This window comes from Pseudomonas sp. BF-B-15, from assembly GCF_019946675.1.
GTDB classification, from domain to species: Bacteria; Pseudomonadota; Gammaproteobacteria; order Pseudomonadales; family Pseudomonadaceae; genus Aquipseudomonas; species Aquipseudomonas migulae.
Window position 1 is genome coordinate 1 of sequence record NZ_JAGYFZ010000097.1, and the last position, 22,213, is coordinate 22,213.

21 protein-coding genes are annotated in these 22,213 nt (G+C 60.2%); 12 read left to right on the forward strand and 9 right to left on the reverse strand.

Annotated elements, in window-relative coordinates:
- Nucleotides 1-85: 85 nt before the first annotated feature.
- Nucleotides 86-1,000 (forward strand): alpha/beta hydrolase, encoded by a 915-nt coding sequence (locus tag KGA97_RS24025; protein ID WP_008039334.1) that lies wholly within the window; start codon nucleotides 86-88, stop codon nucleotides 998-1,000.
- The gene (locus KGA97_RS24030; RefSeq protein WP_008039335.1) at nucleotides 997-1,326 is read left to right on the forward strand and encodes a hypothetical protein; all 330 of its coding nucleotides are present in this window, start codon (nucleotides 997-999) and stop codon (nucleotides 1,324-1,326) included. Before KGA97_RS24025 ends, KGA97_RS24030 begins: the two co-directional genes overlap by 4 nt.
- Nucleotides 1,327-1,515: 189 nt before the next feature.
- On the opposite strand, the gene KGA97_RS24035 is transcribed toward KGA97_RS24030, so the two are convergent.
- From KGA97_RS24035 to KGA97_RS24045, 3 genes are all read right to left on the reverse strand, one after another.
- Complete coding sequence (locus KGA97_RS24035; RefSeq protein ID WP_008039336.1) at nucleotides 1,516-2,304, reverse strand: OmpA family protein; 789 nt, start codon at nucleotides 2,302-2,304, stop codon at nucleotides 1,516-1,518.
- A 48-nt stretch (nucleotides 2,305-2,352) separates the two neighbouring features.
- Nucleotides 2,353-2,766, reverse strand: a complete 414-nt coding sequence (locus tag KGA97_RS24040) for a DUF4398 domain-containing protein (protein WP_192228481.1) — start codon at nucleotides 2,764-2,766, stop codon at nucleotides 2,353-2,355.
- A 365-nt stretch (nucleotides 2,767-3,131) separates the two neighbouring features.
- Nucleotides 3,132-3,476 (reverse strand): hypothetical protein, encoded by a 345-nt coding sequence (locus tag KGA97_RS24045; RefSeq protein ID WP_008024664.1) that lies wholly within the window; start codon nucleotides 3,474-3,476, stop codon nucleotides 3,132-3,134.
- A 201-nt stretch (nucleotides 3,477-3,677) separates the two neighbouring features.
- On the opposite strand from KGA97_RS24045, the gene ppc reads away from it, so the two are divergent.
- The 6 genes from ppc to KGA97_RS24075 all read left to right on the forward strand — a co-directional run bounded on the left by ppc (nucleotide 3,678) and on the right by KGA97_RS24075 (nucleotide 10,264).
- A complete protein-coding gene (gene ppc / locus KGA97_RS24050; protein ID WP_008039342.1) occupies nucleotides 3,678-6,308 on the forward strand; it encodes a phosphoenolpyruvate carboxylase in 2,631 nt (876 codons plus the stop codon).
- A gap of 286 nt (nucleotides 6,309-6,594) precedes the next feature.
- Nucleotides 6,595-7,242, forward strand: coding sequence for an adenylate kinase (gene adk / locus KGA97_RS24055; protein WP_008039344.1), 648 nt, complete (start codon nucleotides 6,595-6,597; stop codon nucleotides 7,240-7,242).
- Nucleotides 7,243-7,335: 93 nt separating this feature from the next.
- Nucleotides 7,336-8,010, forward strand: a complete 675-nt coding sequence (tsaB, locus tag KGA97_RS24060; RefSeq protein ID WP_192228483.1) for a tRNA (adenosine(37)-N6)-threonylcarbamoyltransferase complex dimerization subunit type 1 TsaB — start codon at nucleotides 7,336-7,338, stop codon at nucleotides 8,008-8,010.
- Between the two features lie 233 nt (nucleotides 8,011-8,243).
- Nucleotides 8,244-8,549, forward strand: coding sequence for a hypothetical protein (locus tag KGA97_RS24065; RefSeq protein WP_008035498.1), 306 nt, complete (start codon nucleotides 8,244-8,246; stop codon nucleotides 8,547-8,549).
- On the forward strand, nucleotides 8,549-9,409 hold the full coding sequence (locus KGA97_RS24070; protein ID WP_008039350.1) for a DUF72 domain-containing protein: 861 nt from the start codon (nucleotides 8,549-8,551) through the stop codon (nucleotides 9,407-9,409). Before KGA97_RS24065 ends, KGA97_RS24070 begins: the two co-directional genes overlap by 1 nt.
- A gap of 33 nt (nucleotides 9,410-9,442) precedes the next feature.
- A complete protein-coding gene (locus tag KGA97_RS24075; RefSeq protein ID WP_223481644.1) occupies nucleotides 9,443-10,264 on the forward strand; it encodes an oxaloacetate decarboxylase in 822 nt (273 codons plus the stop codon).
- Between the two features lie 77 nt (nucleotides 10,265-10,341).
- On the opposite strand, the gene KGA97_RS24080 is transcribed toward KGA97_RS24075, so the two are convergent.
- Nucleotides 10,342-10,962: a hypothetical protein gene (locus tag KGA97_RS24080; RefSeq protein WP_008035487.1), complete on the reverse strand. Its 621-nt coding sequence runs from the start codon at nucleotides 10,960-10,962 to the stop codon at nucleotides 10,342-10,344.
- Nucleotides 10,963-11,055: 93 nt separating this feature from the next.
- On the opposite strand from KGA97_RS24080, the gene KGA97_RS24085 reads away from it, so the two are divergent.
- Nucleotides 11,056-11,838, forward strand: a complete 783-nt coding sequence (locus KGA97_RS24085) for a class I SAM-dependent methyltransferase (RefSeq protein WP_263288066.1) — start codon at nucleotides 11,056-11,058, stop codon at nucleotides 11,836-11,838.
- Between the two features lie 117 nt (nucleotides 11,839-11,955).
- Here the strand turns inward: KGA97_RS24085 and KGA97_RS24090 are convergent, their stop codons facing one another.
- Nucleotides 11,956-12,591 carry a TetR/AcrR family transcriptional regulator gene (locus KGA97_RS24090; protein ID WP_223481645.1) on the reverse strand — a complete coding sequence of 212 codons (636 nt, stop codon included), beginning with the start codon at nucleotides 12,589-12,591 and terminating at the stop codon, nucleotides 11,956-11,958.
- 94 nt (nucleotides 12,592-12,685) lie between these two features.
- Here KGA97_RS24090 and KGA97_RS24095 point away from each other — a divergent pair, with 94 nt between their 5' ends.
- Both KGA97_RS24095 and KGA97_RS24100 read left to right on the forward strand, forming a co-directional pair.
- Nucleotides 12,686-13,786, forward strand: coding sequence for an efflux RND transporter periplasmic adaptor subunit (locus tag KGA97_RS24095; RefSeq protein ID WP_192417898.1), 1,101 nt, complete (start codon nucleotides 12,686-12,688; stop codon nucleotides 13,784-13,786).
- 6 nt (nucleotides 13,787-13,792) lie between these two features.
- Complete coding sequence (locus tag KGA97_RS24100; protein WP_192228486.1) at nucleotides 13,793-16,858, forward strand: efflux RND transporter permease subunit; 3,066 nt, start codon at nucleotides 13,793-13,795, stop codon at nucleotides 16,856-16,858.
- A 589-nt stretch (nucleotides 16,859-17,447) separates the two neighbouring features.
- Here KGA97_RS24100 and KGA97_RS24105 read toward each other — a convergent pair.
- The 4 genes from KGA97_RS24105 to plsB all read right to left on the reverse strand — a co-directional run bounded on the left by KGA97_RS24105 (nucleotide 17,448) and on the right by plsB (nucleotide 21,707).
- Nucleotides 17,448-18,137 carry a DUF4197 domain-containing protein gene (locus KGA97_RS24105; protein WP_008039365.1) on the reverse strand — a complete coding sequence of 230 codons (690 nt, stop codon included), beginning with the start codon at nucleotides 18,135-18,137 and terminating at the stop codon, nucleotides 17,448-17,450.
- Nucleotides 18,138-18,177: 40 nt separating this feature from the next.
- Nucleotides 18,178-18,576, reverse strand: a complete 399-nt coding sequence (locus KGA97_RS24110) for a YbaY family lipoprotein (protein ID WP_223453191.1) — start codon at nucleotides 18,574-18,576, stop codon at nucleotides 18,178-18,180.
- Nucleotides 18,577-18,695: 119 nt separating this feature from the next.
- Entirely contained in the window at nucleotides 18,696-19,055 is a 360-nt protein-coding gene (locus tag KGA97_RS24115) for a YbaY family lipoprotein (RefSeq protein ID WP_223481646.1), read from the reverse strand.
- Nucleotides 19,056-19,214: 159 nt separating this feature from the next.
- Nucleotides 19,215-21,707: a glycerol-3-phosphate 1-O-acyltransferase PlsB gene (gene plsB / locus KGA97_RS24120; protein ID WP_223481647.1), complete on the reverse strand. Its 2,493-nt coding sequence runs from the start codon at nucleotides 21,705-21,707 to the stop codon at nucleotides 19,215-19,217.
- A 235-nt stretch (nucleotides 21,708-21,942) separates the two neighbouring features.
- Here plsB and KGA97_RS24125 point away from each other — a divergent pair, with 235 nt between their 5' ends.
- On the forward strand, nucleotides 21,943-22,152 hold the full coding sequence (locus tag KGA97_RS24125) for a cold-shock protein (RefSeq protein ID WP_008035470.1): 210 nt from the start codon (nucleotides 21,943-21,945) through the stop codon (nucleotides 22,150-22,152).
- Nucleotides 22,153-22,213 lie beyond the last annotated feature (61 nt).

Below are 22,213 nucleotides of genomic sequence, written 5' to 3' on the forward strand. Positions count from 1 at the left end.
TGCCTGTTGAATGTTATTCCGCCTTCGCGGGCAAGCCTCGCTCCTACAGGACTTGCTATCAATCCTAAAAGCGAGGTTTCAACGGATGAGAATCCTCGGCATCCTCTTCCTGCTTCTAACCCTCGGCGGGTGCAGCTCTTTGCTGTTCTACCCCGAGCCCGGACAGCTGTTCACCCCGGAAAAAGCCAAACTCGAATACCGCGACGTCACCCTCACCACGGCCGATGGCCTCAAGCTGCACGGCTGGTGGCTGCCGGCGAAAAAAGGCGTCGAAGTCAAAGGCACGGTGCTGCACCTGCACGGCAACGGCGGCAATCTGCCGATGCATCTGGGCGGTAGCTGGTGGTTGCCGAAGGAAGGCTATCAAGTGCTGCTGATCGATTATCGCGGTTACGGTTTGTCCGAAGGCGAACCGAGTTTGCCGGCGATCTATCAGGACATCGACGCCGCGTTCAAATGGCTCGACCAGGCGCCGGAGGTCAAAGGCAAACCGTTGATCCTGCTCGGGCAAAGTCTGGGCGGCTCAATGGCCGTGCATTACCTGGTTCAGCATCCCGAACGCCAGAAACAACTCAAGGCCTTCGTCCTCGATGGCGTGCCCGCCAGTTATCGCAGCATCGGCCAATTCGCCCTGAGCAATTCCTGGCTGACGTGGGCGTTCCAGGTGCCGCTTTCGTGGCTGGTGCCGGACGGTGACAGTGCGATCCACTCGATGACGCAGCTCAACGGCGTACCGAAACTGATCTATCACAGCATCGACGATCCGATCGTGCCCCTTTCCAACGGCATCCGTCTGTATCAAGCTGCGCCGCCGCCGCGAGTGCTGCAACTGACCCGTGGCGGTCATGTGCAGACGTTCGCCGACCCGGTCTGGCGCAAGGTCATGCTGCGATACCTTGATGACCCGCAGCATTTCAATGGCCTGCGCCGCTTGGGTGAAATTCCCAACTACCCGGCACCCCCGAATTCAGAAGATGAACCACCAGAGAGTCCGCAATGAGTGAAGAACGTAACGCCATCCCGCTGATCATCACCGGTATCTGCAGCATCCTCGGCACCGTCGGGGCCTTGTGGTACTACGGTTACCTGCACTTCGCCAAACCCGAAGATGCGCTGCTGCTCAGCGACTTCACCATGCTCAAGACCGTGCCGGGCGAAGATTACAAAGTCTCCCTGGAACCGGCTCCACAAGTGGCCCAGTGCATCGATGGCGTGCTGGTGATGTTCGACACTGAACAGAAAGGCCTGACCGGCGTATTGGTCAACAACAAGAAAAAAGCCGTGCGCTGCATGGGCCAGGAAACCCCGCAAAAGCTGGAGCAGTAACTGTAACGCGGTTAAATCACACAGACCGCGTTGCCTTCATCGCCAGCAAGCCGGCTCCTACAGGTTTGCGTTGATCCTGTAGGAGCCGGCTTGCTGGCGATGGACGCGACGCGGTGTTCTGCCAAACCGCGAAAACAAAAAGCCCCGCCTGATCAGATCAGGCGGGGCTTTTGCGTTCAGGCATGAAGCTTAGTTGGCACTCACCGCCGAACGCGGGATCACCGGCTGGTTGTCGTTGGAAATGGTCACTTCTACACGGCGGTTCATGGCTCGACCCGAAGCGTCGCCGTTTTCAGCAACCGGGTATTCCTTGCCATAACCCTGGGCAACGATGCGCGCAGGATCAACGCCCATTTTCACCAGTGCCGTACGCACGGAACCGGCGCGACGCTCGGACAGCGACTGGTTGTGCGACGCCGTGCCGGTGCTGTCGGTGTAGCCTTCGACGATCACCTTGCGGTCCGGGTTTTCCTGAAGGAACTGCGCCAGTTTGTTGATGTTCGCCAGGCCGCTGGACTTCAGGTCGGCACGGTCGGTTGCGAACAACACATCACCAAAGGTTACCAGCGTACCGCGATCGGTCTGCTTGGCGTTCAGGCTGTCCTGCAACTGTTTGATCTGCGCGTCGCGAGCATCCAGACGCGCCTGGGCGCGCTGTGCGGCAGCATTCTTCAGATTGGCTTCAGCGGTGCGCAGGGCGATGGTTTGCTTCGCCACTTCAACACGCTGATTGGTCAAGTAGGCCAGTTGATCGACCTCATTCGCGTCTCGCTTGTCCAGATAAGCCTTGTCGGCCTTGTCCAGGTAATCGCTGGCGTCCTTGGTTTCCAGTGCCGCGACTTTGCTCGCCTGCGGGTTGGCTTGCAGGCCGCTGTAGTTGGTTCGGGCCTGTTCAAGGTTCGCGTTAGGCGGCGTCGAGCAGGCAGCCAGAGCTACGCTTGCGGCCAGCAGGGCAGGGATCATCAATTGATTGCGCATGTGGGTATCGTCCTTTTAAGTCGAGTAAGAAGTACGTCGTGGCGGCGCTTATTGCACGGTGCGCCGGCTTTCCTGACGCAGTTCCTGAACCCCTATCCGAGAGTCCTTCACCGCCTGTTCGGCTTTGATCGCCTGGGCTTTGCGTTCGGCGACGCGCGCGTCCCACTCGGCCTGTTCGGCGAGCACTCGGGCTTCGTCGTACTTTTTGTCGTGCATCGCGATTTCGGCTTGTTTGAGCTTGTCCTGGGCGGACTTCATCTCAACCGCCGAGAATTCGGTGCCGCCCGCGCTGACGGCGCTGTTTACGGCTGATTGGGTCACGGCGTATTGCTCGGTCGGCGGGTTACCGGCGCAACCAGCCAGAACGAAGCTGCTGCCGATGGCCAGGGCGGCCAGTTTCAGGCTGCGCAGGGGGGTGGAAGCGGGCTTGGCAGTGTTGATCTTCATGGTCTTCAACTCCATTGGAATAACTCCTGAAAAACTGAACATCCATCCTGGGCAAGGAGCCGCAACCATCAATTTCCGAAGCGTTTTGAAACGGCCGTCCCAGGCGTGGTTACTGGTTACGACCCGAGGCATTTTTTAAAAGTTCAGAGAATATGGCCTGTCGCCCGAAAAAACTTTGACCGAACGGACAAGGCTCTAAATCGGGAACTTTGGCGATAGGAGGGGGGTATTCCAAGGGCGGAAACACGCAATTGTTGAAAGTCACGCAGGTCAAATGTGGGAGCGAGCCTGCTCGCGATGGCGGCTTAACATTCAACATTGATGTCGCCTGACACACCGCTATCGCGAGCAAGCTCGCTCCCACAGGTTCTGCGGTGAATTCAGTGCTTCTGCTTGTCCTCACCAGACGACAAATCGTGCAAATGCCGCCGGGACAACGCGAGAAAACGCGGGGTCGGGCCGATGTCTTCGTACAGCGGATCGCCTTCTTCGTCGGTGGCCACGATGGTCGAGCCTTTCACGTACGGGAAGCTCTTTTCCAGCTCTTCGAGCGCCGCGCCGATCAACTCGCCGAGCAGTTCTTCAGGGTGCCGCTTGGGGTACATCTCGATGATCGCCGCCAAGCGCGCGGCGGCCTCCACATCCAGATGAATCGAGTAGCCGGTGTCGGTCAGGCGACCCTTGGCGTTTTCTTCCCAATGATGGGCAAGCTCGCGGATTTTCATAAAAACCTCATGGCACGCCTGTTCGTAGCAGGCCGGGTAAGTGTCCGGCCATGGCCGGCGAAAGCCGTTGTGCGGCTTACTCTTCAGACTAGCTTGCGTGCCCGGGGTTTAAAGTCCCTTCGTCGTGTGCTTGTAAGAAGCGCTTTACGGCGGCACTCTTGAACCACAAGGCACCCCGGATTTTTCGCTGGAGAACGGCTGATGACCGATATTGATGCACGCTTGCGCGAGGATGTTCACCTGTTGGGTGAGCTGTTGGGCAATACCATTCGTGAACAGTACGGGGACGATTTTCTCGACAAGATCGAGCAGATCCGCAAAGGCGCCAAGGCCGACCGTCGCGGTTCGATGGACGCCGAACTGAGCGCCAGCCTCAATCAACTGAGCGAAGACGAGTTGCTGCCGGTGGCGCGGGCGTTCAACCAGTTTCTCAACCTGGCCAACATCGCCGAGCAATATCAACTGATCCATCGCCGCGAAGAATCCCAACCCGCGCCGTTCGAGGCGCGCGTGTTGCCGGAGTTGCTAACGCGCCTGCTGGCCGAAGGTCATGCGGCCGAATCCCTGGCACGACAGTTGGGGCGCCTGGAAATCGAACTGGTGTTGACTGCGCACCCGACCGAAGTCGCGCGCCGCACGCTGATCCAGAAGTACGACGCCATCGCCGCGCAACTTGCCGCTCAGGATCACCGCGACCTGACCAGCGCCGAGCGCGAGCAGATTCAATCGAAATTGCAGCGCCTGATCGCCGAAGCCTGGCACACCGAAGAAATCCGTCGCACCCGCCCGACCCCGGTGGACGAAGCCAAATGGGGTTTCGCGGTGATCGAGCATTCGCTGTGGCAAGCGATCCCGAACTATTTGCGCAAGGCTGATAAGGCTCTGTATGACGCCACCGGCCTGCATTTGCCGCTGGAAGCCGCGCCGATTCGCTTTGCTTCGTGGATGGGCGGCGACCGCGATGGCAACCCCAACGTCACGGCTGCCGTGACCCGTGAGGTGTTGCTGCTGGCACGCTGGATGGCCGCCGATCTGTACGTGCGCGATGTCGATCACCTCGCCGCCGAGCTGTCGATGCAACAGGCCAGCGACGCGCTGAAAGCCAAGGCCGGCGACAGCGCCGAACCCTATCGTGCCGTCCTTAAACAACTGCGTGAACGCCTGCGCGCCACTCGAAGCTGGGCCCACACTTCCTTGACGACAGCCACGCCGGCCCCCGCCGATGTGCTGCAAAACAACCGCGATTTGCTCGACCCGCTGGAGCTCTGCTACCAGTCGCTGCATGAGTGCGGCATGGGCGTGATCGCTGATGGACCGCTACTCGATTGCCTGCGTCGTGCGGTGACCTTCGGCTTGTTCCTGGTGCGCCTCGATGTGCGCCAGGACTCGTCCCGTCACACGGCGGCGATGACGGAAATCACCGATTACCTCGGCCTTGGGCGCTACGAAGACTGGAGCGAAGAGGAGCGCATCGCCTTCCTGATGCGCGAGTTGAATAACCGTCGGCCGTTGTTGCCGGCGTATTTCAAACCCTCCGCCGACACCGCTGAAGTGCTTGCCACGTGCCGGGAAATCGCCGCCGCACCGGGCGCTTCGCTTGGTTCCTACGTGATCTCCATGGCCGGCGCCGCTTCCGACGTGCTGGCTGTGCAACTGTTGCTCAAAGAATCTGGTGTATTGCGGCCGATGCGTGTGGTGCCGCTGTTCGAAACCCTTGCCGACCTTGATAACGCCGGCCCGGTGATTGAAAAACTGTTGCTGCTGCCGGGTTATCGCGCGCGCCTGCAAGGGCCGCAGGAAGTGATGATCGGTTATTCCGACTCGGCCAAGGACGCCGGCACCACGGCGGCGGCCTGGGCGCAATATCGGGCGCAGGAACGTCTGGTCGACATCTGCCGCGAGCAGCAAGTGGAACTGCTGTTGTTCCACGGTCGCGGTGGCACCGTGGGGCGTGGTGGCGGTCCGGCGCACGCGGCGATTCTGTCGCAGCCGCCGGGGTCGGTGGCGGGGCGTTTCCGCACCACCGAGCAGGGGGAAATGATTCGTTTCAAATTCGGCCTGCCGGACATCGCCGAGCAAAACCTCAACCTGTACCTGGCGGCGGTGCTGGAGGCGACGTTGTTGCCACCGCCACCACCGCAACCCGCCTGGCGTCATTTGATGGACGAATTGGCGGCAGATGGTGTCAGTGCTTACCGCGCCGTGGTGCGGGAAAATCCGCAATTCGTCGAGTATTTCCGCCAGTCCACCCCGGAGCAGGAGTTGGGGCGCCTGCCACTGGGCAGTCGCCCGGCCAAGCGCCGCGCCGGCGGGATCGAAAGCCTGCGGGCGATCCCGTGGATCTTCGGTTGGACCCAGACCCGCTTGATGTTGCCGGCCTGGCTCGGCTGGGAAGCCGCGTTAAGCAAGGCGCTGGCGCGGGGCGAAGGCGAGCTGCTGGGGCAAATGCGCGAGCAGTGGCCGTTCTTCCGCACGCGCATCGATATGCTGGAGATGGTCCTGGCCAAGGCCGACGCGGATATCGCCCGCTCCTACGATGAGCGGCTGGTCGAGCCGGATCTGCTGCCTTTGGGTGCGCACTTACGCGACCTATTGTCGCAGGCGTGTTCGATTGTTCTGGGGTTGACCGGTCAGTCGCAGCTACTGGCACATAGCCCAGCTACCCTCGAATTCATCCGCTTGCGTAACACCTACCTCGACCCGCTTCATCTATTGCAGGCCGAGTTGCTGGCACGTTCGCGCCTGCAGGAAGTGGCGCAGGGCAGCCCGGTAGAACAGGCGTTGCTGGTGTCTGTGGCGGGGATTGCCGCCGGTTTGCGAAATACCGGCTAAGGTTTTCGTCGTGGGTTCGGGCACTCGACGCGGGCGTCGAGTGCCGGTTTGCGCGAGGTTGGAAAGTGCTGCAAGGCGACACTTAATGATGGGGTTGCGACTTGGGGTACCCCGTCGCAAGGTCACGCAAGGCGCGGGTTTCTCCGACTTTCGACGGCTTGTGTGCGTAGGATCTGCTGTGTATCTTGATCAGCCTTTGGCCGTTTGGGCGGTCACGACCCTGTTTTGAGATTGGCCCCACGAGGCGAATCCTTTGTTATCTATATAAAAATTGAGGAGCACATCGATGCGCGTCATTCTGCTGGGAGCTCCCGGGGCCGGTAAAGGTACTCAGGCTAAGTTCATCACCGAAAAGTTCGGCATCCCGCAAATCTCCACCGGCGACATGCTGCGTGCTGCGGTCAAGGCCGGCACCGAGCTGGGCCTGATCGCCAAGAGCGTCATGGACAGCGGTGGCCTGGTTTCCGATGACCTGATCATCAATCTGGTCAAGGAACGCATCAGCCAGGCGGATTGCGCCAACGGTTTCCTGTTCGACGGTTTCCCGCGCACCATTCCTCAGGCTGAAGCCCTGGTGAAGGCCGGCGTCGAGCTGGACCACGTGGTCGAAATCGCGGTCGATGACGAAGAAATCGTTCAGCGTATTGCTGGTCGTCGTGTTCACGAGGCCAGCGGCCGCGTGTACCACACCGTCTACAACCCGCCAAAAGTTGCTGGTAAAGACGACATCACCGGTGAAGATCTGGTGCAGCGCAAGGACGACACTGAAGAAACCGTGCGTCATCGCCTGTCGGTCTACCACTCGCAGACCAAGCCACTGGTGGATTTCTACCAGAAGCTGTCGGCGGCTCAAGGCAAACCGAAGTACAGCCACATTGCTGGCGTCGGTTCGGTTGAAGCGATCACCGGCAAGGTGCTTGAAGCGCTGAGCTGAAAAGTCTGAACCGCTTCATCTTCTACGGCCCGCTTGCGGGCCGTAGTTGTTTATACTGGCGCACTTTTTCTGACCTCTCTTACGGAAACATCGATGAGCACCTTGCTGGCCCTGGACACCGCGACTGAAGCTTGCTCCGTTGCCTTGCTGCATGACGGCAAAGTGACGAGCCATTACGAGGTGATCCCGCGCCTGCATGCGCAGAAGCTGTTGCCGATGATCCAGCAATTGCTCGCCGACGCCGGGACCACCTTGCAAGCGGTCGATGCCATCGCTTTTGGCCGTGGGCCGGGCGCATTCACTGGCGTGCGTATCGCCATCGGCGTGGTACAGGGCCTGGCGTTTGCCCTGGATCGCCCGGTCCTGCCGGTGTCGAACCTGGCGGTGCTGGCGCAGCGGGCGTATCGCGAACACGGTGTGAGCCAGGTCGCGGCCGCCATCGATGCGCGCATGGACGAAGTGTATTGGGGCTGCTACCGCGAAACGGCAGGTGAGATGCGTCTGGTCGGCAACGAAGCCGTATTGCCGCCGGAAGTGGCGGCGTTGCCGGCGGATGCCAGTGGTGACTGGTTTGGCGCCGGCACCGGTTGGGGTTATGCCGAACGCATCGCCGTCAGCCTGAGCGGTCAGGACGCGGGCATGCTGCCTCACGCCGAAGACCTGCTGACCCTGGCGCGATTTGCCTGGGAACGGGGTGAAGCGATTGTGGCAGACGAGGCGCAGCCGGTTTATCTGCGGGACAAGGTTGCGACGCCGAAAGCGCGTTAATCAGCGACACCGAGTTGTTCCGTTCGCGGGCAAGCCTCGCTCCTACAGGGTTTGCGCGGCCCCTGTAGGAGCGAGGCTTGCCCGCGAAGGCGATTTAGGGGATGTAACCAATCGTCGTTTTATCCCCCCGCCTTTAAACCTTTTCGCAATTCTGTGTTCTAGTTATCACCAGGCGGTTTGCGAAGTGGGCTATGCGCCACTAAACTGCCATCACTGATACCGAGCATGACATTATGCGCATAGACGGCCTTTCCTCTCAGTCCTACCCCATCAAGCGCAAGCCTCGCAAAGGGCATGTGGTTGAGGACGATTCCGTCGATATCGAAGGCGAGCTGGAATTCCCTTCGGAAGAGCAAATGGCCGCCCGCGCTGCCAAAGCCTCCGCGCAGCGCCTGAGCAATCTGCCGGCGCGCCAACAAGACATGATTTACCACCGCGCCATGAGCAAAAGCGTCGCGATGGCCCTGGCCAGCTACCTCAGCACCGCCAATTTTGTCGATTGGGATTCGGATGTGATGGGTCTCGACCTGTATATCTGATGCGGCTGCCTTACTACCTCGGCTGCCCGTCCTGGAGTGAAAACGCCTGGCGCGATTACCTTTATCCGCAAGACGCGAAAACCTCCGAATTTCTCAATCTGTATTCTCAAGTATTCAACGCCGTGGAAGGCAACACGACCTTCTACGCGAGCCCGGCTGCCAGCACCGTGCAGCGTTGGGCCGAGACCATGCCCGAACACTTTCGCTTCACCGCCAAATTCCCCGGCGACATCAGCCACGGCGGTGACCTGCGCGAACAATTGACCGCCACTGAAACCTTCCTGCAATTGCTCAGCCCTTTGGGCGAGCGGGTGTCGCCGCTGTGGTTGCAGTTGTCGAAAAGCTTCACGCCGCAACGATTGCACGAGCTGGCGGGTTTTATCGACGCAGTGGACCGGCCGCTGGCCATCGAAGTGCGGCATGACGATTTCTTCGCCAAGGGTGAGGCCGAGCGCTCGCTCAATCGCCTGCTGCTGGATCGCGGTGTCGAACGTATCTGCCTCGATCCGCGGGCGTTGTTCAGTTGCACGTCCACCGATCCTTCGGTGCTCCACGCCCAATCGAAGAAACCCAGGGTTCCGCCCCGTCCGGCGGCCTTCACGCAATTCCCGCAAGTGCGCTTCATCGGCCATCCGCAACTGGAAGCCAACGACCCGTTCCTGGTGCCCTGGGTCGAGAAAATCGCCTTGTGGATCGAAGAGGGGCGCACGCCGTATATCTTCCTGCACACCGCCGACAACCTGCTGGCGGCGAAACTGGCGCAACGTTTTCACGCAAAGCTGATGCTGCGTTTGCCTGGCTTGCCGCCGCTGCCTGAGCTATACAGAGAGCCCGCCGCCGAGCAACTTGGCCTGCTCTGAGGCGGATTCCCTGCCTTTTTCAGGAGCCTGCCAATGGATGCGCAAACCCTTCGAGCCCAAGCCTTCAAAGCACTGCATGAACGCGCCGGGGCTTTTGTCATTCCCAACCCGTGGGACGCCGGCTCGGCGAAAATGCTCGCCAACCTGGGCTTCGAGGCGCTGGCGACCACCAGTGCCGGTTTTGCCTTTTCCCAGGGGCGACCCGATGGCGGGCTGACGCTGGACGATACCCTGGCGAACGTTCGGGCGATTGTCGCGGCGACGGACCTGCCGGTTGCGGTCGATCTGGAAAACGGTTTTGCCGACGATCCCGCCGAATGCGCCCAAAGCATTCTGCGAGCCGCTGCAGCAGGCGCTGTCGGTGGTTCGATCGAAGACGCCACGGGACGTGCAGACGCGCCGATTTACTGCTTCGAGCATGCAGTGGCGCGAATCGAAGCCGCCGTCGCCGCCGCCCGCAGTTTGCCGTTCCCGTTTACGCTGACGGCCCGGGCCGAGAATTTTCTGCATGGCAATCCCGATCTGGACGACACCATTCGCCGCTTGCAGGCCTTTGCCGAAGCGGGCGCCGATGTGCTCTATGCGCCGGGATTGCGCAGTGCTGAAGACGTGTTGGCGGTGGTGCGCGCCGTGGCGCCGAAACCGGTCAATGTGTTGATGTCCGGCGGGTTGAAACTGACGGTCGAGCAGTTGAGCGAAATGGGCGTCAAGCGCATCAGCGTCGGTTCGGCGCTCGCGCTGGCAGCGCTTGGCGAATTCTACCGCGCAGCCGAAGAGATCAAGACCTCGGGCACGTTCGGCTTTACCTCGCGGTCGATGCCGTACGCACAGGTCAATCAATTGTTCAAAGGCTGACAACGCGGTTTTTGCGGGTGATCGCTCACCCGCTACAAGCTGATGCGGCTGCGTGAGGTGGGGGGTGTCGCTGAGGGTCAGGCGGCGATGCGCAGGTTCTGCAACACGATCGGGCGCGCCCAGCCGATATCAAAATCGAAGTTTTTCTGTTGTTCCGCCAGCTCTTCCGGCGGGAACGGCGGGAATGGTTTGTCCAGCAGGTCCATTTCGAATTCGGCGATCGGCAGGTGCAGTGGACGTGGTTGCGGTGCCGGGCCGGCTTCTGGCACGGGTTGCCCCGCCGTCAGTACGATCGGGCGAACCCAGCCACTTTCGAAGTTCTGCTGCTTTTGCTGGGCAGCGATTTCTTCCGGTGGGAACGGTGGGAATGGTTTGTCGGCCAGGTCCATTTCGAACTCGGCGATCGGCAGGAACAGCGGCTCGGGTGGCTTGACCTGGGTTTCCTTCACATCGCATTCACGCTGGGAAACGATGTGCGCCAGCAGTTCGCTGCCAACCGTGGGTTCTTCCGGGCTTTCGAGATCGACCGGTGGAAAGTTGAGAGACGCCGGCACGACATCGCCCGACTGATCGGCCAGGGCCTGGGCAAAGAAATCCTGCCACAGGTGACTGACGCCGCTCAGTGCTTGGGAGTTTCGCAGGCCAAAATCGCCGTGGGGCGAGATGTAACCTATCGATGTGCGTTGAATGTCTGACATTTCTCTCGGTCGACGCTCAGCTCTGGCAAAATGCTCGTTAGTTTTGTTATCGGCCGTTTTTGCCGATCATTAATTTTTTGAGCGTGTTTTCCCATGATTGAGCAACCGGCGGCTTGCCGCATCCATGTCGAGGCCCTGAGCGCGGCGTTTCAGCCACAGGCCGAGCAATGGGCCGACCGCCTGGGCCTGCCTTTGCAGGTCGATGACGGCGAATTTGCCTTGCAGGTGGGTGAACAGGGTTTGCAACTGCAACAGCTCGGCCCGGACGCACCGGGACCGGTGCGGGTGGACTTCGTCGAGGGCGGTGCTGCCCATCGCCGCTTGTTCGGCGGTGGCACCGGTCAGATGATCGCCAAGGCGGTCGGCATCGCCCAAGGCGTGCGTCCGCGGGTGCTGGACGCCACGGCGGGGCTGGGCAAGGACGCATTCGTGCTGGCGAGCCTGGGTTGTGAGATGAGTCTGATCGAACGTCAGCCGCTGATTGGTGCCTTGCTTGAGGATGGCCTGGCACGCGGCGCGGAAGATTTCGACGTGGCGTCGATTGTGGCGCGCATGCGATTGCTCAAGGGCAACTCGATCGACGTCATGCGCAACTGGGAAGGCGAGCCGCCGCAGGTCATCTACCTCGACCCGATGTTTCCCCATCGTGAGAAAACTGCGCTGGTGAAGAAGGAAATGCGCCTGTTCCGGCCGTTGGTGGGGGATGACCCGGATGCACCGGCGTTGCTCGAAGCGGCGTTGGCATTGGCCAGCCACCGGGTGGTGGTGAAGCGTCCGCGCAAGGCACCGTGCATTGCCGGGCCGAAGCCGAGTCATGCGCTGGACGGGAAATCCAGTCGGTATGACATTTATCCGAAGAAGGCGCTCAAGCCTTAAGACCGCGTCGCGCCCTTCGCGGGCAAGCCTCGCTCCTACAGGGCCGGCGGTGTCTTTGTAGGAGCGAGGCTTGCCCACGAAGGCGTCCGTTAGAACGATATCAATCTATCAGGCTGACTAGGGACGATAAGCCCGCATAAACAACTCCACCACTTCCCGCACATGTTCCTCCGCCGCATCCCCGGTCAACGGTTCGCCACAGCCATACAACAACCGAAAATTCCCCGCGCCCTTGAGCAGGCAAAAGAAATGCTCGGCCGCGTTACGTGGCTTGTCGATGCTCAACATACCGCTCTGATCAACCTTGGTCAGCAGCCGTTCCATGCCATGCAGCATGCGCTCTGGCCCGGCCTCGAAGAAGATCTGCGAGAGTTTCGGGTCCTGGCTGCCCAGCGTCATCATCAACCGGTGCAGGTTCACCGATTCATCGCTGTTGATCAGGTGATGAAAGCCGCGCGCGATATTCAACAGCACCGTTTCCACTGAAATGCCGTCAGGCAATTCGAAAAACAGCGTAGGCAATTGTTCTTCGCATTTGGCGACAACGGCGGCGGAGAACAGTGTCTCCTTGTCGTTGAAATGGCTGTAGACGGTCAGCTTCGACACGCCAGCTTCGGCCGCGACGGCGTCCATGCTGGTGCTCGCATAGCCATTGCTCAGGAACAGGATTTTCGCCGCATCGAGGATTGCCTGGCGTTTGGCCAGATCCTTGGGGCGGCCCGGACCATTGGGTGCTGAAAAGTTGTTCGGCATTATTCGCTTTTAATACTGGACTGGTGAGTTTGCTATTAATAACATACTGGTCAGTATAATTATTCCAAGCACCATTAGCGAAAGGTCCTTCACCATGTTCCGCTATGCCTTGCCCCTCGCATTGCCAGTCAGTCTGGCGCTTTTATTGTCTGCGTGTGGTCACGAAGAGGCACCGCAAGTCACCGTCCGACCGGCCATGGTGGTGCAGCCAGAGCCTTCGGCACAGGCGATGGAAAGCTATCCCGGTGAAGTCCGTGCTCGCTACGAGCCGGATTTGGCGTTTCGCATTGGCGGCAAAGTCAGCCGACGACTGGTCGAAGAAGGGCAGCGGGTCAAGGCCGATCAACCGCTGGCCGAACTCGATCCCCAGGACGTCCGCCTGCAACTGGAAGCCACCCGCGCTCAGGTCGCGGCTGCCGAAGCCAATCTCAATCTCGTACGTGCCGAGCGCGATCGCTACAAGACCCTGATGGATCGTCAGATGGTCAGCCGCTCGCAGTACGACAATTCCGAAAACCTATACAGATCCGGTGAAGCGCGCCTGAAGCAGATCAAGGCCGAATTCAACGTCTCGACCAACCAGGCCAGCTACGCCGTGTTGCGTGCGCCGCAGGACGGCGTCGTGGCCAAGCGTGCGGTGGAAGTCGGGCAAGTCGTCGCCGCTGGTCAAACCGTGTTTACCCTCGCCACCGATGGCGAGCGCGAAGTGTTGATCAGCCTGCCGGAACAGAGCTTCGGTCGTTTCAAGGTCGGGCAGCCGGTGTCGGTGGAGCTCTGGACGCAACCTGATCAGCGTTTTGCCGGGCGCATCCGTGAGTTGTCGCCCGCCGCCGACCCGAAATCCCGCACCTTCGCCGCCCGCATTGCGTTTACCGCCGGCAAGGTTCCGGCCGAGCTCGGCCAGAGCGCCCGGGTGTTTATCCAGACTGCCGATGTCGTGGCGCTGTCGGTACCGCTCTCGGCGGTTACCGCCGAAAACGGTGCCACCTACGTGTGGGTGCTCAGCGCCAACAACACCCTGAAGAAAGCGCCGGTCCGGGTTGGCCCGTTCGGCGAGAAAACCGTGCCGGTGCTCGAAGGCCTGAACGCCAGTGACTGGGTGGTGGCGGCCGGTGTGCATGTGCTTCACGACGGGCAGCAAGTGCGCCCGGTGGATCGCTCCAACCGCGTGGTCAATCTAGCGGGCAAGGAGTAATCCCCGATGGGTTTCAATCTTTCCGAATGGGCGTTGCGTAACCGCCAGATCGTACTGTTCCTGATGCTGTTGCTGGCCATCGTCGGCGCACTTTCCTACACCAAGCTGGGCCAGAGCGAAGACCCGCCGTTCACCTTCAAGGCCATGGTGATCCGCACCAACTGGCCGGGGGCCACCGCCGAGGAAGTGTCGCGCCAGGTCAGCGAACGCATTGAAAAGAAGCTGATGGAAACCGGCGAGTACGAGCGCATCGTGTCGTTCTCTCGACCGGGTGAATCCCAGGTGACGTTCGTTGCGCGTGACTCCATGCACTCGGTGGAAATTCCGGATCTCTGGTACCAGGTCCGCAAGAAGATTGGCGACATTCGTCATACCTTGCCACCGGGCATTCAGGGCCCGTTCTTCAACGATGAATTCGGCACCACCTTCGGCAACATCTACGCGCTGACCGGCGACGGTTTTGATTACGCGGTGCTCAAGGACTACGCCGACCGCATCCAGATTCAGCTGCAACGGGTCAAGGATGTGGGCAAGGTCGACCTGCTCGGGTTGCAGGACGAGAAGGTCTGGATCGAACTCTCCAACGTCAAGCTCGCCACCCTCGGTTTACCGTTGGCAGCGGTGCAGCAGGCGCTTGAAGAGCAGAACGCGATGTCCACGGCCGGTTTCTTTGAAACCACCAGTGAGCGATTGCAGCTACGGGTTTCGGGGAATTTTCAGACGGTCGAAGAGATCAGGAACTTCCCGATTCGCGTCGGTGATCGCACGTTCCGTATCTCCGATGTCGCGGACGTGCGTCGTGGCTTCAACGATCCTCCGGCGCCGCGCATGCGCTTCATGGCCGAAGACGCCATCGGTCTGGCTGTCGCGATGAAGGACGGCGGCGACATTCTGGTGCTGGGCAAGGCGCTGGAAATCGAGTTCGCCAGGATCCAGAAAAACCTTCCGGCCGGCATGCAGCTGCGCAAGGTTTCCGATCAACCCGCCGCCGTGAAAACCGGTGTCGGTGAGTTTGTCCAAGTGTTGGTGGAAGCCCTGGCCATCGTCCTGTTGGTGAGCTTCTTCTCCCTCGGCGTACGCACCGGCATGGTGGTGGCGCTGGCGATTCCGCTGGTGTTGGCGATGACCTTCGCCTGCATGTATTACCTGGGCATCGGCCTGCACAAGATTTCCCTTGGCGCGCTGGTGCTGGCGTTGGGCTTGCTGGTGGACGACGCGATCATCGCCGTGGAAATGATGGCGATCAAAATGGAGCAGGGCTTTGACCGGATCAAAGCCGCGAGTTACGCCTGGACCAGCACCGCGTTCCCGATGCTCACCGGCACGCTGATCACTGCCGCCGGTTTCCTGCCGATTGCCACTGCGCAATCGGGTACTGGCGAGTACACGCGTTCGATCTTCCAGGTAGTGACCATCGCGCTGCTGGCGTCGTGGATTGCCGCCGTGGTTTTCGTGCCGTACCTGGGGGAAAAACTCCTGCCGGACCTGGCGAAGATTCATGCAGCGAAACACGGCATTGGTCAGCCTGATCCGTACGCCACGCCTTTTTATGAACGTGTCCGACGCCTGGTGGAGTGGTGCGTGCGCTGGCGCAAAACGGTGATCACGCTGACAGTGGTGTTGTTTATCGCCTCCATCGTGTTGTTCCGTTTTGTACCGCAGCAGTTCTTCCCGGCCTCGGGACGACTGGAGTTGATGGTCGATCTGAAACTGGCCGAAGGCGCTTCGCTGAGCAACACCGCCGACGAGGTTAAACGCCTTGAAGGTTTACTGAAGGATCACGCCGGCATTGATAATTACGTGGCCTACGTCGGTACCGGTTCGCCGCGCTTTTACCTACCGCTGGATCAACAACTTCCTGCGGCGAGCTTCGCCCAGTTTGTTGTCCTGGCCAAGACCATCGAGGACCGTGAAACCCTGCGCACCTGGCTGATCGAAACCCTCAACGAGCAATTCCCGGCCCTGCGTTCGCGGGTGACGCGTCTGGAAAACGGCCCGCCAGTGGGCTATCCGGTGCAGTTCCGGGTCACCGGCGAACACATCGAGGACGTCCGCGCCCTGGCTCGAAAAGTGGCGGCCAAGGTTCGCGAGAATCCCCATGTGGCCAACGTCCACCTGGACTGGGAAGAACCGAGCAAAGTGGTTTATCTGAATGTCGATCAGGACCGCGCCCGCGCGCTCGGCGTGAGCACCGCGAATCTGTCGAAGTTTCTGCAAAGCTCGCTGACCGGTTCCAGCGTCAGTCAGTACCGCGAAGACAACGAGTTGATCGAAATCCTGCTGCGCGGCACGTTGCATGAGCGCACTGAACTGTCGTTGCTGCCGAGCCTGGCGGTGCCGACCGACAACGGTCGCAGCGTGGCGTTGTCGCAGATCGCGACGCTGGAATACGGTTTTGAAGAAGGCATCATCTGGCACCGCAACCGCTTGCCGAACGTGACGGTCCGCGCCGATATCTATGGCAAGGAACAACCGGCGACGCTGGTGCAGCAGATCATGCCGACGCTCGATCCGATCCGCGCGGAACTGCCTGACGGCTACTTGCTGGAAGTCGGCGGCACCGTGGAAGATTCCGCCCGTGGGCAGAATTCGGTGAAGGCCGGTGTGCCGCTGTTCATCGTTGTGGTGCTGACGTTGTTGATGCTGCAACTGCGAAGCTTCTCACGCACGGTGATGGTGTTTCTTACAGCGCCATTGGGATTGATCGGGGTGACCCTGTTCCTGATGGTGTTCCGCCAGCCGTTCGGTTTCGTGGCCATGCTCGGGACCATCGCGCTGTCCGGGATGATCATGCGTAACTCGGTGATTCTGGTAGACCAGATCGAGCAGGACATCGCCGCCGGGCTCAAACCGTGGCAGGCGATTATCGAAGCCACGGTGCGTCGTTTCCGGCCGATCGTGCTGACCGCGCTCGCCGCCGTATTGGCGATGATCCCGCTGTCCCGCAGCGTGTTCTTCGGGCCGATGGCGGTGGCGATCATGGGCGGATTGATTGTCGCGACGGCGTTGACGTTGCTGTTTTTGCCGGCGCTGTATGCGGCATGGTTCCGCATCAAGAAAGAAACGGTTTGATGGGTGGTCTTGGCGGCCTTCGGGCCGACCAGGTTCTTGGTTATTAAGTACATATCCATTTCTGCGGTTACGGCCGCTTATGGTTTCGCCCTTACGGCGAGGCACTTTTTTCAAACGCCAAAAAAGTACCCAAAAAGGCTCGCCCCGGCGTCCGGCTCCTCGCTAAGGCTCGGCGTACCCTCGCTCCGGTCCTGCTCCGTGGGCCCGCCGCCATCGGCCATCCATGGCCGGGGGCGGCTAACCCGGCATCCATGCCGGGTTGCCCACTGCGCAGAACCTCCACTCGGCCTCCCGAAGGGGCGGGTGGATCAAGATCAAGAGCTGCAGGCGAGCTAACGCTCGGCCTGATGAGTGGTGAGAAGCGAGTGTACGCCGATCCCCTGTAGGAGCCGGCTCGCTGCGGGCGGCGTTCCGACGATGGCGGCCTGACAGCCGACCTGTTTTCGCGGATGTACCACGCCTTTGTAGGAGCCGGCTTGCCGGCGATGGCGGCCTGACAACCAAGCTGTTCTAGCTGATATACGCAGAATCATTGTGGGAGCGAGACCGGCAAGCCGGTCTCGCTCCCACAATGGCGTTGTGTTGAGGCTTAGAGCGAACCAAATACCTTCTTCGCCAAACTGGTCGCCGCCGCCGCAGGGTTCTGGCGAATGGTTTCTTCCTGTTTGCCGATCATCTCGAACAAACCGTTCAGGGCCTGCTCGGTCACGTAGCTTTCGATGTTGGCGCTTTTCGCATCCACCACACCCATGGTCGCGGCTTGTCCGGCGAACGAGTTGTACTGCTTGGCCAGGCCAACCTGGTCGGTGGCTTGTTTGACGATCGGCAGGAACTTGGCGCGGATCTGTTCGCGGCTGGTTTTGTTCAGGTATTGCGTGGCGGAGTCATTACCGCCGCTGAGAATGCCCTTGGCATCGTCGACCGTCATCTTCTTCACGGCATCCACGAGGATCGGCTGAGCCTGGACCACGGCCGTTTCCGCCGCTTTGTTCATGCTGGTTTCCAGCTGATCGACCTGATCGCCCATGCCGAACTGTTTCATTTTGCTGGCGACCTTGCCCAGTTTGCCCGGCAGTTCGATCTTCACGTCCGGGTTGTTACTGAAGCCGCCCGGCGTGCCGAGTTGTTTCACGGCCAGTTGCGCGCCTTGGGTCAGGGCATCCTTGAGGCCGCCGGTAGCGTCCTTTTGCGACAAGTCACTGAGTGACAGCGCCATGGCACTGGCGGAAATCATCAAACCTGCACACAGGCCGGCGAAGCGAAGGGTAGGGCGGAACATGGCGGCTTCCTTGTTCGGAAAAAAATGAGCAAAAAAAGAATTATCGGACGGCGTCGACGCGAATTTTCAGTGGCTGCGGGTCGCTGCCATTCAGTTGCACGGCGTGATGTTCGGTGGTGATGAACATCAGTTGGCCATTCACTTCGATTCGCGCGCTGACGGAATAACGATGGCCGGGTTTGACCTGGGCCGGATCGTAACTCAGATGGAACGGCAGTGGCACCTGGCCTTTGACCGGGCCTTTCTGCTCGTCGAGCACCACGGCAGGAGCGTCGGCCAGCGATACGTCCTGCAAGCTGACGCTCAGGGTGGCAGTCGGCGGCAGGGCGATGCGTTGCAGGTAGAAGACTTCGCCATCGAGGCTGGTTTTGGCGGCGGGTTGCGGGGTTTGGCAGGCACTGAGCAAAGCAGCCAGTCCCAGAAGCGAAAGTTTTTTCATGCATTCAATCCTTGTCGTTGGCACCTGAAGAAGGCTGGTGCCAACGACAATTTAGCGGATTTTGCCGGCAATATCGCCCAACAACTTGTTGCTAGGAAGTCTTGACGCTGATAGGCCGATTACACTGACAGCGGCTCACTGACGAGGCTGACCAGAACTTCCTGTGGCTGCAAGTAATCGACATCCAGCAACACCTCGTGAAGTTGCGTGGTGGTAAAGGCCAATCTGTCATTGTCTGTGATAGATGCACGAATTGCGTAGGTGTGACCGGGAATGAAGTCCGCTGCCCTGTACGTCAGGGTAAAGTTCAACCCCTCGGTTTCTGCATTCCGGGTCACTTGCCGGGCCAGTTCTTTCCCGGGGCCGTCTATCAGAGAGATATCTTGCAGGCTGACATAAAGTGTGGAGTTCGGCGAAAGCCCAATCCTTGGAAGGTAGTGCACTTTGCCACTGATGCTCTTTAAGGTATCGCTGCTCATTTTGATTTCCTTATCAAATTTTTCGTCGGAAATGACGAGCAGTCAGCCTATCGCTCAGGCTATTGAACCGGATGTAGGGCAATTCCTGTTATGCGGGGTGAATCGATGTCAGCGTGGATCGGAAGCTTCCTTGCTTCTGAACCCTTGGGGGCCGTGCGATCAAACAGGCGTGACCAACTCCGCCGCATCTTCGCTGCGATGCAACGCCACCTGACGGATCGACAAGCGGATCTCCGCCGACAACACCCGTTTCGCCGCACCTTCGGCCAGTTCGCCGAGCAGTTCGTGATAGCTCAGCTTGCCGGCCTCGTCACGCTTGAGCACGTCGAGGTCGAGCATCGTCTGGATGAAGTGGCGGAACAGGCTCTTGTCGAAAAATTCCGGCGCGTTCAGGCCATGCAGGATCGACAGGCGCTGGGCCATGACCGTGCACAGGTCTTCCAGTTCTTCGGCGCTGATGCTGTTCTGGCCGCTGTTGAGCAGCAGGGAAACCGTCATGTAGAAGCGCTGCAAGGTCTGGGCGATGCTCTTCGACAGCAGCGTCAGCAACACGAAATGCCGCGAGCTTGGTGCCGGGCGCAGGTAAACGTCGTTCTCGAAACGCAGCAGGCCTTGCTCGACGAACGCTTCGAGCCATTGATCGATCACGGCATCCAGTTCGTCCAGCGACCAGCGAATGAACAGCTCCGATTGCAGGTACGGATACAGTGCGCGGGTGTAGCGCAGGATCTGCTCGCGGCTCATGCGCGACGCACTCTGGAAGAAACTCGCGAGCAACGCCGGCAACGCGAAAATGTGCAGCACGTTGTTGCGGTAGTAAGTCATCAGGACGGCGTTTTGCTCGTCCAGGTACAAAATCTTGCCCAGCGCATCGCTCTGTTCGGACAGCAGGTCCATGTCCTTCACATGCTCGATCAACGCGCGACCATCACCTTCCGGCAGCGTGGTGTGCGGCGAGTACGGAACCTTGCGCAGCAGCGCCAGATACAGATCCAGCACCCGCGCCATGGCGCGATCGTCCAGTGCCAAACGACTGGTGGACAGCAATGCCAACGCCACGAGGTTGACCGGGTTGATCGCTGCCGCTTCGTTCAGGTGCTGCGCGACTTTCTCGCCGAGGCGGTTGGTGGTTTCGTTGAGCCAGGCCGGTTTGAACTGCGGGCCGAGTTCCTGTTGACGCCAGTCTGGCTGTTCGTTGTCGAGGAATTCCGCCAGTTTGATCGGCTCGCCGAAGTTCACCGCCACCTGGCCGAAACGCTGCTTCAGGGCGCCGATGACTTTGAAGATGTCGAAGATCGATTCTTTCTTCTTGCTCGCGCCACGCAGTTCGCCGAGGTAAGTCCGGCCTTCCAGCACGCGTTCATAACCGATGTACACCGGCACGAACACGATGGGCATGCGCGAGGAGCGCAGGAAGCTGCGCAGTGTGATCGCGAGCATCCCGGTTTTCGGTTGCAGCATGCGCCCGGTGCGCGAACGGCCGCCTTCGACGAAATACTCGACCGGAAAACCTTTGGTGAACAGGGTGTGCAGGTATTCGTTGAACACCGAGGTGTACAGCGGGTTGCCCTTGAAGGTACGGCGCATGAAGAATGCGCCGCCACGACGCAGCAGGCCACCGATCCCCGGCATGTTGAGGTTGATCCCGGCGGCAATGTGCGGCGGGGTCAGGCCGTTGCGAAACAGCAGATAGGACAGCAGCAGGTAGTCGATATGGCTACGGTGGCACGGCACATAGATCACTTCGTAACCCGGGGCGACCTTCTGCACGCCTTCGATGTTGTTGACCTTGATGCCGTCGTAGATCTTGTTCCAGAACCAGCTCAGCACCACTTCCATGAAGCGTATCGCGGTGTAGGTGTAGTCCGAGGCGATCTCGTTGCCGTAGCGCAGGGCCTGGGCCTTGGCTTTCTCCGGGGAGATATTCTCGCGTTCGGCTTCGTCGAGGATCGCTTGCTTGACCAGCGGCTGGTTGAGCAGGCCTTTTACCAGGTTGCGACGGTGGGAAATGTCCGGGCCGATCACCGCGGCTTTGAGGTTGCGGAAGTGCACCCGCAGAATCCGTTGGGCCATGCGCACGGTGCGCTCGTGGCCCTTGTCGTGCTCGATCAGTTCGCGCAGGTGAATCGGCGCGGAGAATTGCACGCGGGTCTTGCGCCCCAGCACGATGATGCTCAGCAAGCGGCGCAGGCGCCCGGTAACCGCCCAGCTATCGGCGAACAGCAGTTTCCATGGACTCGATTCGCTGTCCGGCGACTGGCCCCAGAACACGCTGACCGGAATGATCTGCGCGTCTTCGGCAGCGTTCTGGCTCAGGGCGCTGACCAGTCGGGTCAGGGTCGGTGGCGCGCCGCGTTTGTCCTGGCGACCGAGCCAGTCGGGCTCCGGTGTCAGGTAAAAGAACGCGGCAGGTTCCAGCAGATTGCCGACAGACACCGGCAGCACCGGGCGCGGCAGGCCCGCCTTGCTGCATTCGGTGTCGACCACGGCGAGGTCGGTCAGCGAAGGGTTTTGCAGGACGTAGAACACCGGACGGCTGCGGTCGAGGTTGAGGGTGAACGACGACTGATTGATCGTCTCCGAGCGAACCCAGAGATAGAGCAGTCGGCGCAGGGTGCCAAACACAAGACGGCGGAACGGGGAACGGGTCATACGGCTTCTGCGTGAGTGGAATAAACCGAGCGTTTGCTCGGGCGGTCGATAGTGTGCCGGATTCACTGAAAATCGGCAAAAAAGCGGCAATCAAAGTGCTATTGAGAGATTAAATGTCTGACATATACTCGGCGCACTGTCGCCGTCACCCTCATGGGACCGGTATGCGCAGGCTGACGTTCCCGAGGCTTTCCTGCGAAAAGCCCGATCAATAATAAAAAGGGAGTATGAACAAATGGCAACACGCGAAACCGGCAACGTGAAGTGGTTCAACGACGCCAAGGGCTATGGCTTCATCCAGCGCGAGGACGGGGTGGACGTGTTCGTGCATTACCGCGCGATTCGCGGTGAGGGGCATCGTTCGCTGACTGAAGGCCAGCAGGTCGAGTACGGCGTTGTGACGGGGGAGAAGGGTTTGCAGGCTGAGGATGTGGTGGGGTTGTAAACCCACCCTCCAGATCACCCAAATCCCTGTAGGAGCGAGGCTTGCCCGCGAAGGCGTCATC

Excerpts from the sequence above, each read along its gene's own strand:
- KGA97_RS24105 (WP_008039365.1), bottom strand. The coding sequence starts at position 18,137 with ATGTTCCGCCCTACCCTTCGCTTCGCCGGCCTGTGTGCAGGTTTGATG.
- KGA97_RS24085 (WP_263288066.1), top strand. The coding sequence starts at position 11,056 with ATGATTGAGCAACCGGCGGCTTGCCGCATCCATGTCGAGGCCCTGAGC.
- KGA97_RS24065 (WP_008035498.1), top strand. The coding sequence starts at position 8,244 with ATGCGCATAGACGGCCTTTCCTCTCAGTCCTACCCCATCAAGCGCAAG.
- KGA97_RS24125 (WP_008035470.1), top strand. The coding sequence starts at position 21,943 with ATGGCAACACGCGAAACCGGCAACGTGAAGTGGTTCAACGACGCCAAG.
- KGA97_RS24040 (WP_192228481.1), bottom strand. The coding sequence starts at position 2,766 with ATGGAGTTGAAGACCATGAAGATCAACACTGCCAAGCCCGCTTCCACC.
- KGA97_RS24095 (WP_192417898.1), top strand. The coding sequence starts at position 12,686 with ATGTTCCGCTATGCCTTGCCCCTCGCATTGCCAGTCAGTCTGGCGCTT.
- KGA97_RS24035 (WP_008039336.1), bottom strand. The coding sequence starts at position 2,304 with ATGCGCAATCAATTGATGATCCCTGCCCTGCTGGCCGCAAGCGTAGCT.
- ppc (WP_008039342.1), top strand. The coding sequence starts at position 3,678 with ATGACCGATATTGATGCACGCTTGCGCGAGGATGTTCACCTGTTGGGT.
- KGA97_RS24045 (WP_008024664.1), bottom strand. The coding sequence starts at position 3,476 with ATGAAAATCCGCGAGCTTGCCCATCATTGGGAAGAAAACGCCAAGGGT.
- KGA97_RS24075 (WP_223481644.1), top strand. The coding sequence starts at position 9,443 with ATGGATGCGCAAACCCTTCGAGCCCAAGCCTTCAAAGCACTGCATGAA.
- KGA97_RS24070 (WP_008039350.1), top strand. The coding sequence starts at position 8,549 with ATGCGGCTGCCTTACTACCTCGGCTGCCCGTCCTGGAGTGAAAACGCC.
- KGA97_RS24100 (WP_192228486.1), top strand. The coding sequence starts at position 13,793 with ATGGGTTTCAATCTTTCCGAATGGGCGTTGCGTAACCGCCAGATCGTA.
- tsaB (WP_192228483.1), top strand. The coding sequence starts at position 7,336 with ATGAGCACCTTGCTGGCCCTGGACACCGCGACTGAAGCTTGCTCCGTT.
- KGA97_RS24025 (WP_008039334.1), top strand. The coding sequence starts at position 86 with ATGAGAATCCTCGGCATCCTCTTCCTGCTTCTAACCCTCGGCGGGTGC.
- KGA97_RS24030 (WP_008039335.1), top strand. The coding sequence starts at position 997 with ATGAGTGAAGAACGTAACGCCATCCCGCTGATCATCACCGGTATCTGC.
- plsB (WP_223481647.1), bottom strand. The coding sequence starts at position 21,707 with ATGACCCGTTCCCCGTTCCGCCGTCTTGTGTTTGGCACCCTGCGCCGA.
- KGA97_RS24115 (WP_223481646.1), bottom strand. The coding sequence starts at position 19,055 with ATGAGCAGCGATACCTTAAAGAGCATCAGTGGCAAAGTGCACTACCTT.
- KGA97_RS24110 (WP_223453191.1), bottom strand. The coding sequence starts at position 18,576 with ATGAAAAAACTTTCGCTTCTGGGACTGGCTGCTTTGCTCAGTGCCTGC.
- KGA97_RS24090 (WP_223481645.1), bottom strand. The coding sequence starts at position 12,591 with ATGCCGAACAACTTTTCAGCACCCAATGGTCCGGGCCGCCCCAAGGAT.
- KGA97_RS24080 (WP_008035487.1), bottom strand. The coding sequence starts at position 10,962 with ATGTCAGACATTCAACGCACATCGATAGGTTACATCTCGCCCCACGGC.
- adk (WP_008039344.1), top strand. The coding sequence starts at position 6,595 with ATGCGCGTCATTCTGCTGGGAGCTCCCGGGGCCGGTAAAGGTACTCAG.